This is a genomic window from Actinomadura citrea, from assembly GCF_013409045.1.
Lineage (GTDB): Bacteria > Actinomycetota > Actinomycetes > Streptosporangiales > Streptosporangiaceae > Spirillospora > Spirillospora citrea.
The window spans coordinates 827164-840679 of record NZ_JACCBT010000001.1; the positions used below are offsets into that span (position 1 = coordinate 827164).

Consider the following 13516-nt stretch of genomic DNA (forward strand, 5'->3'; position numbering starts at 1 on the left):
TGCGGACCGCCGTCATCGGAGGAGGGAGGCGGAGTGGTCGGGGACGTAGGTCTGCATGTCGCGCGGCGGCCGCTCGTAGCCCTTGGGGGGCGGCCGCTCGGGGAGCGGCAGCCGCGGCGGCTCCACCGTGCGGTAGGGGATCGTCGACAGCAGGTGGGCGATCATGTTGATCCGTGCGCGCCGCTTGTCGTCGCCGTCCACGACATACCAGGGCGCCTCGGGAATGTCGGTGTGCACGAACATCTCGTCCTTGGCACGGGAGTAGTCCTCCCAGCGGGTGATGGACTCCAGGTCCATCGGCGACAGCTTCCACCGTCTCATCGGGTCGGCCAGGCGGCTGCGGAAGCGGCGCTCCTGCTCGGCGTCGCTCACGGAGAACCAGTACTTGCGCAGGAGGAGCCCGTCCTCGACCAGCAGCCGCTCGAAGATGGGGCACTGGTGGAGGAAGCGCGTGTACTCCTGCTTGGAGCAGAAGCCCATGACGCGCTCGACGCCCGCCCGGTTGTACCAGGAACGGTCGAACAGGGCGATCTCCCCGGCGGCGGGCAGATGCTCGACGTAGCGCTGGAAGTACCACTGGGTGCGCTCGCGGTCGGTCGGGACGGGCAGCGCGACGATCCGGGCGACGCGGGGATTGAGGTGCTCGGTGACCCGCTTGATCGTGCTGCCCTTGCCGGCCGCGTCCCGTCCCTCGAAGACCACGACGACGCGGGCGCCCTCGCTGCGCACCCACTCCTGGAGATTCACCAGGTCCGACTGGAGGCGGGCCAGCTCCGGCTCGTACACGCGCCGGGGCAGCCGCTTGACCTTGCTCATGGGGAGACCCTTACCCAGGGCGGGCGCGCCGTGCTCGGTCCCGTTCCGGTTCCTTTACCTCCAGGGTAGAAGGGCGTCGCGCGGCCCGCCGTAGCGTGAGGGCATGGACGATGCTGCGGCGCGTGGCCGGATCATCGAGGCGGCCACCAGGCTCTTCGCCGCGCTGGGGTACGACGAGACGGATCTGCGGCTCATCGCGGACGCCGCGGGCGTACCGGCCGCACGGCTCACCGACCTGGTCGGCGGCAAGCGCGAGCTCTACCTGGACATCATGGAACGCGCTCACGAGGACGAGTACGAGACGCTCCGGAAGGCGGTCGACACGACCGATTCCCCTCGCGCCGCCCTTCACCTAATCCTGGACGCCTACCTGGACTACCACGTCTCTCACCCGCTCATCCATGCGGTGTGGATGCACCGGTGGGGAGCCGACGCCCTTGACATCCGCGATCTGGAGGACCGCTACCAGCGTCCCCTCCTCCGGATGTGCACCCGCAGAATTCGCGATGCGGTCCCACCCGAGATCGACCCCTACTTCGTCCTGTCCCCCATGGTCTGGTGCGTGTACGGCTTCATCAGTTCCGGTGTGTTCGCCCGCGGCCACGGGATGGTGAGCGCCATGGACCCGGCGGCCCTTGCCTGGTTCCGCTCCTGCATGCACCAGCTCATGGACCGCCTGACGGCCCCCACTCCTGCCTAGGACCTTTTGACCAGCTCATGGCGATGGATCGGTGAGCGGCGTGCCTAGATTGGAGGTATTCGGGTGCGTAACAGGTGCTAAATGCGCCGTGTGGGGCGGTGATGGCTTCAGCGGCATCGAACGCGGCAGGCGGACGTCGATCGTCGCGGCTGCCCGCGGACACGACGAGTTTCGTGGGCCGGCGGCAGGAGCTGGCGGAGGCCAGAAGCATGCTGTCGGAATCGCGGATGGTGACCCTTACGGGAGTCGGCGGGGTCGGCAAGACGCGGCTGGCCACGCGGATGGCGACCGTGCTCCGGCGGGCGTTCCCGGACGGCGTGTGGATGGTCGAACTCGCCGAGGTGGAGAGGCCGGAGTTGCTGATCGCGTCGATCATGGAGGCGTTGGAGATCAGGGATCACTCCCATCGCCCGCCGATGGACGTCTTGGTCGAACGCCTGAGGGACGAGCACGCGCTGCTGGTGCTGGACAATTGCGAGCACCTCCAACAGGAGTGCGCGGTGCTGGCCGAGACGCTGCTGCGCTCGGCTTCGCGACTGCGGATACTGGCCACGAGCCGGCACGTGCTGGGGATCGCGGGCGAACGGACGTTCCCGGTCCCGCCCCTGTCGCTGAGCTCCCTCGACGCGCACGGGACGGCCGGGACGCGGCCGATGCCGGAAGCGGTGCAGCTGTTCGCCGACCGCGCCCGCTCGGTGGTCCCCGAGTTCGCCGTCACCGACGCCAACCGGGCCACCGTGGAGAGCGTCTGCCGGCGGCTGGACGGGCTCCCCCTGGCCATCGAGCTGGCGGCCGTGCGGCTCCGGGCGCTGTCGGTGGAGCAGTTGCTGGAACGGCTCGGCGATCGTTTCCGGTTGCTCACCGGGGGCTCGCGCGCGGTGCTGCCGCGGCACCAGACGCTGCGCGCGCTGATCGACTGGAGCCACCTGCTGTGCACGGAGCAGGAACGCGTGCTGTGGGCCCGGATGTCGGTCTTCACCGGCGGCTGTGATCTGGAGGCGGCCGAGGAGGTGTGCTCGGGGGACGGGATCCACCGCGCGGAGATCGTCGACCTGATCGCCGCCCTGATGGAGAAGTCGATCCTGAGCCGTGAGGATCACGTGGGCGTGGTCAGGTACCGGTTGCTGGAGAGCATCCGGCAGTACGGCCGCGAGCGGCTCGCCGAATCCGGGCAGGCGCCGCGGATCCGGCGCGCGTGTCGCGACTACTACCGGGGAATGGCCGCCGAGGCCCGCGCCCGGCTGTTCGGCCCCGACCAGATCGCCTGGCTCGGCAGGCTCCAGCTTGAGCACGCCAACCTGCGCACCGCGCTGGAGAGCTGCCTCGCCGACCCGGCCGAGATCCAGGTCGGCCTGGGGATGGCCGCCGACCTGCTCTACCACTGGATCACCAGTTTCTACCTGGCCGAGGGACGCCGCTGGATGGACCGGGCGCTCGCCCTGGACTCCGGGGAGAGCGAGATCCGTGCCAGGGCGCTGTGGTCCAACAGCTGGTTGGCGATAATTCAGGGCGACCTGGACGACGCCGCCGCGATGCTGAAGGAGAGCCGGGCCATCGGGGAGCGGCGGGGACGCGAGGAGATCCTGGGCTATGTCGCCCTCTACTCCGGGATGATCGCCATGTACCGGCAGGACGCCGACACCGCGATCGGCCTCTACGAGGAGGCGGTGGAGCGCCACACCGCCACCGGGGACCCGGTGGGCCACGCGCTGGCACTGATCAGACTTTCGCTCGCGCACTCCTTCCTGGGCGACTCGACACGCGCCGTCTCCCTCGGCGAACGGGGCATCGCGGTGTGCGAGGCGCACGGGGAAGGGTGGCACAGGGCGTACGCGATGATGGCCCTGGGCGTGGAGGTGTGGCGGAAGGGCGATGCGGCGCGCGCCGCCGCGATGGAGCGGGAGAGCCTGCGGTTCAACCGTTCGCTCGACGACCCCCTCGGCATCGGGGTCAACCTGGAGGTGCTGGCCTGGGTCGCCGCCACCGAGAGGCAGTTCACGCGGGCGGCCCGGTTGCTCGGGATCGCCGGGGCCGTGTGGAAGGCGGTGGGCGCGGTCCTGTCCGGGTACGGGCACCTGGTGCGGTACCACGACGCGTGCGAGGACGACACGCGCCGGGCGCTCGGCTCGTCCGCCCTCCGGTCGGAGACCGAGCGCGGAGCCGGCATGTCCGCCGAGGACGGGCTCGCCTACGCGCTGGAGGAGACCCCGCCCGCGGACACGGGGGACCGCGACCTCGACGTGCCGTCCCCCCTGACACCTCGGGAGACGCAGATCGCGCAGCTGGTGGCGCAGGGGGCGAGCAACAGGAGGATCGCCGCCGATCTGGTGATCTCCCAGCGGACTGTGGAGGGGCACATCGAGCACATCATGAACAAGCTCGGTTTCCATTCCCGGGTCCAGATCGCCGGTTGGCTCAACGATCACGAACGGGCGGCCGGCGCGCAGGCCCCCCGGGCGACGAGGCGCCATGGGTGAACGGGAGATCGTGCCGGACAGGGCTTGGGAGCGCTCCGCATTCGTCGGCCGCGTCCAGGAGATCGCGGAGGTGCGGTACCTGCTGCGCAGAACGCGGCTGATGACCCTGACCGGCGCCGGTGGGGTCGGCAAGTCCCGGCTGGCGCGCCGGGCGGCGTCCGACCTGCGGAGCTGGTTCTCGGCCGGGGTCGAGATCGTGGATCTGGCCACGATGCAGGACGTCCAGCTGCTGGAGACGACGGTGGCGGCCGCTCTGGGACTGCGCGGCAACAGCCGGCGGTCCCTTCCGGCCCTGGTGGACCATCTGGCCGACAAACGTCTGATTCTCGTCCTGGACAACTGCGAGCACCTGCTCCCGGAGTGCGCCGAACTGGCCGCCAGGCTGCTCGGCGGTGCGCCCCGGCTGCGCATCCTCGCCACCAGCCGGCAGGCACTGGGAGTGGACGGCGAACAAGTGCTGGTGGTGCCGCCGCTGGCGGTCCCGCCGGTCGGCGCCGCCGTCCAGGACATCACGCACAGCGATGCGGTGCGCCTGTTCGCCGAACGGGCGGCCCGGGCGCGGCCGGGGTTCACGCTGGACGCGGAGACCGCGCCCGCGCTCGCCCGGCTGTGCAGGCGCCTGGACGGGCTCCCCCTGGCCATCGAACTCGCCGCCGCGCGGTTGCACACGATACCGCTGGCGGAACTGGCGGCGGAGCTCGATCGGCGCTTCGACCGGCTCGCGGGCCCCGACGGCGCGGTCCTGCCACGGCACCGGACCCTGTACGCGACCCTCGACTGGAGCTTCGGTCTGTGCACGCCCGGCGAGCGACGGTTGTGGGCGAGGCTGTCGGTGTTCCCCGGCGGGGCGGACCTCGAGGACGCCGAAGCGGTCTGTTCCGGCGACGGGATCGAATCCGAGGACGTCCTCGACCTGATCTCAGGGCTGATCGACAAGTCCATACTGATCACTGAGCGCGGCGGTCTCCGCAGCCGCTACCGCATGCTGGAGAGCGTTCGCGCCTACGGGCGCGAGCGGCTGGCGTACGAGGACGAGCCGGAACTGCACCGCCGGTACCGCGACCACTACCGGCGGCTGGCCGAGCGGAACCGGATCGATCTGCTGGTGCCCGACGAGTTCGATCGCTACCGGGCGACGCTGGCGGAGATGCCCAACCTGCGTCTGGCACTGGATCTGTGCCTGCGGGAGGACAGTGTCCCCTCCGGACTGCGGATCGCGGTCAGCCTGTGGTCGGCATGGCTGCTCGCGGGTGCCGTCCAGGAGGGCCGCCACTGGCTGGAGCGCTCGCTCGAACTGTCACATCCGACCGACGACGGCCGCGTCAAGGCGCTGTGGGCCGACGCGCTGTTCGCCGCCTACCAGAACGATCTCGACACGGCCGGACGGCGTGCGGACGAGTGCGGCGCCGCCGCCAGGAGCAGCGGAGACGAGAAGGCGCTCGCCCTCGGTCTTGAGGCACGCGGGATCGCGGTGCTGGCCGGCGGTGACACCGGTGACGGGTTCGCGCTGCTCCAGGACGCGCGGGCCCGCCACCGCGCCAGGAGCGACCTGCATGCCGTCGCCGTGAACCTCCACTACGCCGCCTCCTTCGGCATGGCCGCCCAGAGCCCGGCACAGGGGGCGGCCCTGGGGGAGGAACTCCTCGCCCTGGCGGAGGCCCACCACGCGTCGATCTTCGAGGCGTACGCTTTGATCACCTTGGCGTACGCGGCCTGGTGGCAGGAGGACCCGAGCCTGACCGCGGCCAGGATGCGCCAGGCGGCCGGTCTGCTGACCGAGATCAGCGACCGGTGGGGACTCAGCCAGTGCCTGGAGTCCCTTGCCTGGACGGCCTGCGCGCAGGGAGAACACGACCGGGCGGCCCGGCTGCTGGGCGCGGCGAACCGGCTCCTGCGGGCCTTCGACATCCCGCCTCTCGGACTGCAGGTCTTCAGGCACAGCCACCGGGACTGCGCGGCCCGGGCCCGCCGCGGGCTCGGGGGGCGGGTGTTCGACGCGGCCTATGACTCGGGCGCGAAGCTGACCCTGGACGGCGCGGTCGCGTACGCGATCAGCGGCTGAACGCCCGGTTCGCGCGTCAGCGTGACGGGCCGGGAGACGCAGACGGCGGGCCACCGTCCGACGGTGGTCACGTGGCCGTCGGCGTCCGTCATCCGGGCTCGCAACTCCCGGGACCCCAACCAGGTGGCAGCGGCGTTTCCGGACGCGAGCGCGGCGATGCTGGCGGCCTTGGCGGCGACGCAGCCCATGCCGATGACCGAGATCGTGCGCCAGGGCCGTTGCCCGCGCACGAGCGGCCGCATATCGGCGGCGACCGCGCCTCCCCGTGGGCGCGCCGCCGTGCGGCCCGGCGCGGGCGGGCAGGAGATGGCCAGCCCCGGCGACCGCAACATGATCTTCTCCGCGTGGCACGGCTCGCCGCGGGGCCCGCGGCCGCGGCCGCTGATCACGTGGACCGGCCACCCCGGATCCGGGACCGGCCCCGCGGTGGCGACGCTGCCGGGGAGACAGACGCAGACTCCGCACCCGGCTTGTCCGGCGGCGGACTCGGCGGCCCGGTCGGCGGCGAACGCCACCGCCATGCTCCACAGGTCCAGGGCCGTTCCAGCGGGAATCGTGACCGTTCCGGGCGGATCGTCGATCACGATCGCGGCGTCGTCGGCGCCGACGAGAGGATCGAAGAGACCGCCGGTCAGCTCGCCGGCGTGCAGGGCCGTCCACAACACCGCCACGAAGGTGGCGCCCACCCGTACCGGACGGCCGGCGGCGGCGTTGACCCGTGCCAGATCGGAACCGTCGCGAAGGGCGCTGCACGCGGCGTCGATGTCATCGATCACATGGTCGACCGCTCGCCGGGCGGCGCCGAGACGGTCGGGTTTCTCCACCATCACGGTGGCCACACCGCCCCAGAGGGGGAACTCTTCCGAGCTGTAGGTCATCGAACCGCTCCAACCGGGATCGGGAAGCCGAAGATCGTGACCCCCGGTACCGGACCGCCCCGTCCGCCCGGGTCGTCGCGGCGGGCGGGCGCGGTGCGTGATCGGGTGCGTGCGCCCGCGGGCGGAGCGGCCGGTACCGGCGCCTGGATCGCTCTCCTCGGCGCGGGAGCTGCGGTGAGATCCCGCGTTCCCACCAGCATGCTCCCGGGCGTCCAGGATGAAGAGGGTAGAAACCCCCATACGAGTACCCAGACCTCCGCGGCGGCCGAGACCGAGGAGGGCCGCGCCCATGACAAGGGCCGCCGCTGCGCCGCCGCGTCGGACAGTGCCGAGAAGGTCACGGTCAGCAGCACCGCCGCGAGCAGGGTGACGCCGACACCGGCGACGCTCCCGGGGAACCGGGCTCCGGCGACCAGGGCGATGGCGACGATGACCAGGCTCTGGATGAGCGTCTGGATCGCCTGGTACGCCATCATCACCACGCCCGGCGTGAGGAACCGCAGGAAGCCGCCGTCGCCGTGCGCGAACCCGGGCAGGTCCACCACCGAGCGGAACAGCTGTCCGAACAGCAGGCCCGGTCCCCTCCCGTTCAGGGCGTTGTGGACTCCAGGAAAGGCGCGAGCAGTTCGTGGGCGAGCCGGCGGGCGGCGCAGGGCCAGGATCCGATCACCGGGCGTCCTGGCCTGGGCTCTGTGTCCGGTCGTAGTGGTCGAGGATCCTCGCCACCGTCGGCAGATCGATGCGGTCGGCCCTCCGGAAGTGCGAGCGGACGACCTCGGTGAAACCGGCCGGCGTCGTGCATCTGATCAACGAGAGGGACAGGGAAGGGCCGTCGCCCAGCACCACCTCACCCGCGTCGTCGGCAGGCCGCCCGACGACGAGCACGGCTTCGACGTCGGAATATGACGGGGCGTAGCCCCGGTGCCCTTTGTTGACCTGGTAGACCCAGTCGCTCCGGGCTCTGTCGAGTTGCTCGATCTCCCGCACGCCCGAGGAGAAGGCCCGCCCGTCTCGCAGCAGTTCTTTGTAACCGACATTCCGGTACACCCCTGAGGTCCACGTCGTCGTCTGGACCAGCAGCACTTTGGGCCCGCACACGACGGCGACGGGAAAGGGGCCCTTCTCCAGGCGAAAGAAGCGAGCGGCCGGAAGTTCGAACAGCAGATCTCGCAGGTCCGGCAGCCGGGGGTCTTCGTAGGGCTCGCCGAACCAGATCGTGCTCGCCATGGTTTCGGCGATCGCCCGGCACCGCGCCAGGCTGCGCAGCATCAAGGACCGCATCCCGGATTCGTAGGAGTGGATCCACCTGGTGCTGAAGGCGGTGACGAACGAGACCAGGCCGGCCAGGGTCCAGACCAGCATCAGCCAGCGATCGCCACCGGCACCGATCGCCACTCGAACGCCGTAGAACACCACGGCCACGAGCAGGGCGAACCCGATCAGCAGCCCTCCCGAGAGGCCTGGCCTGTCCGGGAGTTCGTCCTCCTTCCCGGGGGAAGTCCGCTGGTCCGGGAAATCCCACTCGGAGATCGTCATCGCGCCCAGCGAATACGTGCCGACGATGATGAGGAACAGGGGAAACACGATCCGATCCGCCGGCGACTGGTACCAGACCTGGCCGGCGGTGATCAGGAACCATGCGAGAGCGGACGCCATCGCGGTCGGTGCGAGCCACGCCCGCGGTTCGCGGACTTCGGGCCACGTGAAAAGGTCCGGGTCAGGTGGCGGCCTTCTCGTCGTCGTGCGGGTATTCGGCCTCGGCCGCGGGGAGGCGTCGCCGGGGCGCCCGTCCGGGGCGGTCTCCCGCACATGAGCCGGAAGCGACCGGACGCCGACGGGACCGTCCCGGTCGTCGCGAAGCGCGGCGAGCCGGTCGCGGAGTGTGGCGGCGTCGGGCCTTGCGGCCGGATCGGAGGCGAGCAGCCGCAGCAGCAGATGCCTCAGTTGCGGTGGGATGTCGGGTCGGGCCGCGAATCCGCGGGATACGTCGTCCGGTGATGCGGTGGATGCCGGCCCGCCCGTCAGCAGCACCTGGAGAGTGCGGCCCAGCGAGTACATGTCGGCACGGGCGTCGACCACGCCCGGGGACTGCTCGGGTGCCATGAACGCCCGGGTCCCAGGGACACCCCAGCCGGTGAGGGTCGTCGTGTCGGGAAACCGCGCGATCCCGAAATCGCAGATCTTCACGCCGCCACCGGTCAGCGCCATCAGGTTGGCCGGCTTGATGTCGCGATGCACCAGTCCCTGGGCGTGCGCGTACGCCAGTGCGTCGGCCACCTTGATCGCGAGCTCCACGACCTGGTCGACGGGCAGGCCCTGGGGGCTGTCGTCCAGGAGTTCCCGGAGACTCCGCCCGTCGAGCAGTTCCATCACCACATACGGCGCCCCGTCATGACTGCCGATGTCGTAGACGGCGGTGATCCCCGGATGCTGGAGCCTCCCCGCGGTCCTGGCCTCGCGCCGCAGCCGGGCGATCAGCTCCGGCGCCGCGTCCGCGGGCACGCCCTCGGCGACGACTTTGATCGCCACCTGCCGCTCCAGTTCCAGATCGCGGGCCGACCAGACCTGCCCCATGCCACCCTGACCGAGCACCTTCACGAGCTGATATCGCCGGTTCAGCACCAACTCCGGTCGCGGCATCACGGTCCCGTTCCCGCCCTCTCGCCGTCACCCATGTCGTAGGGTCGACCACTACTGCGGTGAGTGATGTTCCGTGCACTCAGAATGAATCATTCCAGAAATCGCCATCCCGTCCAGGGGGACCGGTGAGGTGCGCCCGAAGCTGATATGGGGCGCCTTTCGGCCGCGACCGTCACCTTCGAGGAGAGCAGAAGCGCACGCCCGTTATCGCCGCGACGGCGGCGTCGCCCGGGGCGGCCGCGCCGTGACCGCCTACTTCCGAAGGTTGAACGCCGCGGAGACTCGCCGTGCAAGGTCTTCCTCGGTGACGGTGAGGTCCACCTTGAGCCCGTTCAGGTCCAGGTCCCGGGTCTGCTCGGTCAGCCGGTCGGTGAACATGGCGTCGCGCTGGAGCAGGTTCCGCAGTGCGTGGTGCGGATCGCCCGTCTTGGCGACGAACCCCCACGCCGGGCCACCCCGGCCGTCGAACACCGTCTGGCGGAACCCGGGAGTGGGCAGCAGCCACACGGCGCGGTCCATCTCGGTGAGCAGGGGCCGGACGAGCTCGGGCAGCAACCGGAACCCCTCGGCCAGCACCGGACGGTCGGCGGGGAGGGCGAGCAGATCCTCCACGATCAGGGCGAACCCCTCGCCCCGGTACCAGTGGAAGGTGTCGAGCATCTCGCGCGGGCTTCTGGCCACCCACCGCTCGTCCATGTCCATGGCCGCGAAGTCGCGCAGGTAGGGAGCCTCTTCCGCGGGCATGCGCCGGGCGTGGTCGGGCATGACCGCGTCGGTGTCGTACAGGTGCATCCCGTGCCCGTCGGCGATGCGCCGGGCGATGGTGGACTTGCCGGCGCCGCTGCCGCCGCCGATCCAGTAGACGTGCCGCAACCGCTCCCGCGCGACGTCGGGGCGAGCCCCCTCATTCGGGGCAGAGTGCATGCGTCGGCTCCTCGCGGGTGCCTGTCGGCTTGAGGTCTCACCGCTGCGGCGGCGGTCGGCGGTCTGGCAGAGGCCAGCGTACTGACGGGCCATCCGGCTCCAGACGTGGGACAGCCGCAGGGGGCGGCCTCCAGAGCGACGATGAGGCCACCGGCGTGAAGGGGCGGGTCCGACCTTCGCCGTTCGGATGCCGGACCCGCCGGCGGGTCATCCCTTGACGGTCAGCAGCGGCCGCAGCTCGACGACCGGGTCCGCGACGCCGGCCCGTCCGAGGCTGGACACGACGGGGCCGATGTCCTTGTACACCCACGGCGCCTCCTGCTTGAGGTCGCGCCGCCAGGCGGCCATGACGTCCGCGCGGCGGGTGACCGCGGGATCGCGGTGGTCGAGGGGCGTGACCACGCGGAACTCGGCGAGGAACGCGTCGAGTTCGGCGTCGCCGGCCCGGGACGCGGCACCGCGCGGAACGCGGCGGCCGGCGCCGTGGCACGCGCTCGCCAGCGTCCGCGGGTTGCCGTGCCCCCGCAGCACGTAGCTGGCCGCCCCCATCGACCCGGGCACGATGACCGGCTCGCCCCACATCGCGTACGGTCCACCCGCCATGTCGGCGTACCCGCCCGCGGGCGTCGCGCCCTTGCGGTGCACCACCGACCCGTCGTCGTGCCGCCACAGCAGGTTGTGCGGGGCGTCGTAGACCAGATCGCCGGTGAGGTCGCCGCACTCCGCGGCGAGTCCCTGGCGCAGCATGAGCGAGAGGAAGAACCGGTTGCCGACCGCGAAGTTCGCGGCATTGCCGAACGCGTCGAGATAGCGCCGCAGCGCCGCCTCGTTCCGCTCGCCGGAAAGGATCGGAAGGATCTTGTTGTCCGGCATCGGGACGGAGGCGGGCCACGCCTTCCTGGCCAGCTCCAGGCCGTCGGAGTTCGCCTGGTGCCCCAGCGACAGCGAGCCGCTGTGCACCATCAGCACGACCTGGCCGAGCTCGAACCCCCAGGCGTAGGCGGCCTGACGGTCGTGGACCGACGCGACGTACTGCAACTCGGCGAAGTGGTTGCCGCCGCCGACGCCGCCGATGATGCTGTCGTAGCTGGTGCCGCCCGCACTGTCGATCCAGTCGCGGAACGACTCGGCGGTCGTGGTCGGGTACCGCTCGCCGTGGACCCGGCCCGGCCGCCCGTCCTCGGGCCGGTGCTGCGACCAGATGCCGTTCGCGGAATCCCGCGGGACCCCGAGCAGGCCGGGCAGCCCGTCGCGCAGCAGGGCCTCCCGCTGGACCCCCGACAGGGCGATCCGCCGGCCGCCCTCGAAGAACAGGTGCCGCAGCCGCCCTTCCAGCGCGTCCAGCCGGGGGCGAACCTGGTCGACGGTGAGCGAGGTCGTCTCCAACCGCATCCCGCAGTTGATGTCGTTGCCGACCGCCTGCGGGATCAGCGCACCGCTGGTCCGCAGCACGGTGCCGATCGGGATCCCGGCGCCTTTGTGCAGGTCCGGGGTGAGCGCGACACGGTCGATGCTCGCCTGCCGATGTCCGGTCGCGTCGGCCAGCCGCGCCAGGGTGTCGGCGGTCTCGAGCACGGTGAGGATCTCCTCGACCGCGCTGGGCTCTATCGGCACGTCGACACCGGCGCAGATGTCGACCGGGAGGTCCCACCGGTTGGGGAGTTGGAGCCAGTCGTCGTCGGTACGGACGAGGCGCGGGTCCTGTCGGGGTGCGGTCATGAACTCTTCCTTGGTGGCTGCTGGATTTCGGGCATGGTTCACACACGTGATCGTCCAGAGCGGACGCACGGGACATCGCTCGTAGGCGATGGAAGCCCCGAGGTTCAGCAGCCGCGAGGTGCGACGAACACTAGCCGGGGCCGGCAGCCGGGCCAACCGAATATGTCCACGCCCGCATCCCGGGATCGACCGGCGCGGGCCGGCTCCTCCAGGGCCGCGCCCGGCGGCACGCGAACGGCGGCACGCGAACGGCGGGGAGGGTGAGCCTCCCCGCCGCCGGGTCATGCAGAGTCGGCCTGCCGACTCTGGATCACCGCCGCCCCGCAGGAGGCGACGAGGATCAGGCCGATCGCCACCCACCCCAGGGGGCCGGGGGCCGTGCGCGCCACGACCATCCCCAGGAAGGTCCCAAGGAGGGTCCGCAGCGGTAGGAGCATCGCCGTCGTCGACGCGCGAAGGCCCCTGCCGTAGGCCTTCACCATGACGACTCCGCTGAGCAGCGCGAGAAAGAATCCGCTGCCCGCGCAGATCAGCAGATACGGCCAGCCCCCACCGGTCATGCCCGACCAGCCGCCCTCAAGCGCCCACGCGCCCACTCCGAGGACGGCGAAGGCGGGAATGCCGGCGAGAGTGTTGATCTTCCCGCCGGCGTCCTTGCTGTACTCCTCCGTCTTCCTGTTGTGGAAGGCGTAGCTGGCCGCGGTGATGATCAGGCTTCCCAGGCCCAGCGCCCACACCGGAACGGGCAGGCCCAGGACACGGACGTGCGGGATCGCGTCGGTGAAGGCCCCTCCGCCGGCGCCGCCGACCGTGTCGGTCGCCAGGGCCCAGATGCCGAGCACACCCAGAACCGGCCACATGACGGTCGAATATCTCCCGTTCCTGACGTCCCGCACGGCATCGGGGCCGACCATGAAGATGGCGCTGAACAAGAACGAGAGCGGCTGCAGGAGCTGCAACTGAACCCACCTCAGAACGTACTGGTAGGCCAGATTGTTCGCTCCCATGGCGAGGCCCAGGAGGATGGACGGCATCCATACGTCCCAGCGACTTCGCAGCGTCGGCCTGAAGAAGAACCAGAAGACCGGCGTTCCGAAGAGCACCGCGACGCAAGACGCCGTCATCGGCCCCACATTTTTGGTCACGCCCACGAGCACCAGCATGTAGCCGTTGGCGAGGCCCGCCGCATTCGCGGCCGTGACCATCATGAGCACTTTTTTGTCCGCCGCACGGAGATCGCTTGACAGCGGCTCCAGATGCCTGCGGACGCCTGCGAGAAACTCTCGCGGGCGCCAACTTT

Annotated in this window: 10 protein-coding genes; 3 read left to right on the top strand and 7 right to left on the bottom strand. The window is 70.8% G+C overall.

Annotated elements, in window-relative coordinates:
• Window positions 1–12: 12 nt before the first annotated feature.
• Window positions 13–816 carry a polyphosphate kinase 2 gene (gene ppk2 / locus BJ999_RS04160; RefSeq protein WP_179832041.1) on the bottom strand — a complete coding sequence of 268 codons (804 nt, stop codon included), beginning with the start codon at window positions 814–816 and terminating at the stop codon, window positions 13–15.
• A gap of 103 nt (window positions 817–919) precedes the next feature.
• Between ppk2 and BJ999_RS04165 the strand changes: the two genes are divergently transcribed.
• The 3 genes from BJ999_RS04165 (at window position 920) to BJ999_RS04175 (ending at window position 6055) form a co-directional block, all read left to right on the top strand.
• Entirely contained in the window at window positions 920–1516 is a 597-nt protein-coding gene (locus BJ999_RS04165) for a TetR/AcrR family transcriptional regulator (protein WP_179832042.1), read from the top strand.
• A gap of 227 nt (window positions 1517–1743) precedes the next feature.
• Window positions 1744–3993 carry an ATP-binding protein gene (locus BJ999_RS04170; RefSeq protein WP_244983780.1) on the top strand — a complete coding sequence of 750 codons (2250 nt, stop codon included), beginning with the start codon at window positions 1744–1746 and terminating at the stop codon, window positions 3991–3993.
• Window positions 3986–6055 carry an ATP-binding protein gene (locus tag BJ999_RS04175; protein ID WP_179832044.1) on the top strand — a complete coding sequence of 690 codons (2070 nt, stop codon included), beginning with the start codon at window positions 3986–3988 and terminating at the stop codon, window positions 6053–6055. Before BJ999_RS04170 ends, BJ999_RS04175 begins: the two co-directional genes overlap by 8 nt.
• Here the strand turns inward: BJ999_RS04175 and BJ999_RS04180 are convergent.
• The 6 genes from BJ999_RS04180 to BJ999_RS04205 form a co-directional block, all read right to left on the bottom strand.
• Window positions 5995–6933, bottom strand: coding sequence for an FAD:protein FMN transferase (locus tag BJ999_RS04180; RefSeq protein WP_179832045.1), 939 nt, complete (start codon window positions 6931–6933; stop codon window positions 5995–5997). The genes BJ999_RS04175 and BJ999_RS04180 overlap by 61 nt on opposite strands.
• Entirely contained in the window at window positions 6930–7478 is a 549-nt protein-coding gene (locus tag BJ999_RS04185) for a hypothetical protein (protein ID WP_179832046.1), read from the bottom strand. Before BJ999_RS04185 ends, BJ999_RS04180 begins: the two co-directional genes overlap by 4 nt.
• 121 nt (window positions 7479–7599) lie before the next feature.
• On the bottom strand, window positions 7600–9573 hold the full coding sequence (locus tag BJ999_RS04190) for a serine/threonine-protein kinase (RefSeq protein WP_229810258.1): 1974 nt from the start codon (window positions 9571–9573) through the stop codon (window positions 7600–7602).
• A 252-nt stretch (window positions 9574–9825) separates the two neighbouring features.
• Entirely contained in the window at window positions 9826–10497 is a 672-nt protein-coding gene (locus BJ999_RS04195; RefSeq protein ID WP_179832048.1) for a hypothetical protein, read from the bottom strand.
• Window positions 10498–10704: 207 nt separating this feature from the next.
• The gene (locus tag BJ999_RS04200; RefSeq protein WP_179832049.1) at window positions 10705–12216 is read right to left on the bottom strand and encodes an RtcB family protein; all 1512 of its coding nucleotides are present in this window, start codon (window positions 12214–12216) and stop codon (window positions 10705–10707) included.
• A gap of 281 nt (window positions 12217–12497) precedes the next feature.
• A complete protein-coding gene (locus tag BJ999_RS04205) occupies window positions 12498–13424 on the bottom strand; it encodes a DMT family transporter (RefSeq protein ID WP_189269930.1) in 927 nt (308 codons plus the stop codon).
• Window positions 13425–13516 lie beyond the last annotated feature (92 nt).

What these genes read in the sequence shown, in the direction of transcription:
- ppk2 (WP_179832041.1), bottom strand. Translation starts at nt 816, where the DNA reads ATGAGCAAGGTCAAGCGGCTGCCCCGGCGCGTGTACGAGCCGGAGCTG.
- BJ999_RS04165 (WP_179832042.1), top strand. Translation starts at nt 920, where the DNA reads ATGGACGATGCTGCGGCGCGTGGCCGGATCATCGAGGCGGCCACCAGG.
- BJ999_RS04170 (WP_244983780.1), top strand. Translation starts at nt 1,744, where the DNA reads ATGGTGACCCTTACGGGAGTCGGCGGGGTCGGCAAGACGCGGCTGGCC.
- BJ999_RS04175 (WP_179832044.1), top strand. Translation starts at nt 3,986, where the DNA reads ATGGGTGAACGGGAGATCGTGCCGGACAGGGCTTGGGAGCGCTCCGCA.
- BJ999_RS04180 (WP_179832045.1), bottom strand. Translation starts at nt 6,933, where the DNA reads ATGACCTACAGCTCGGAAGAGTTCCCCCTCTGGGGCGGTGTGGCCACC.
- BJ999_RS04190 (WP_229810258.1), bottom strand. Translation starts at nt 9,573, where the DNA reads ATGCCGCGACCGGAGTTGGTGCTGAACCGGCGATATCAGCTCGTGAAG.
- BJ999_RS04195 (WP_179832048.1), bottom strand. Translation starts at nt 10,497, where the DNA reads ATGCACTCTGCCCCGAATGAGGGGGCTCGCCCCGACGTCGCGCGGGAG.
- BJ999_RS04200 (WP_179832049.1), bottom strand. Translation starts at nt 12,216, where the DNA reads ATGACCGCACCCCGACAGGACCCGCGCCTCGTCCGTACCGACGACGAC.
- BJ999_RS04205 (WP_189269930.1), bottom strand. Translation starts at nt 13,424, where the DNA reads ATGATGGTCACGGCCGCGAATGCGGCGGGCCTCGCCAACGGCTACATG.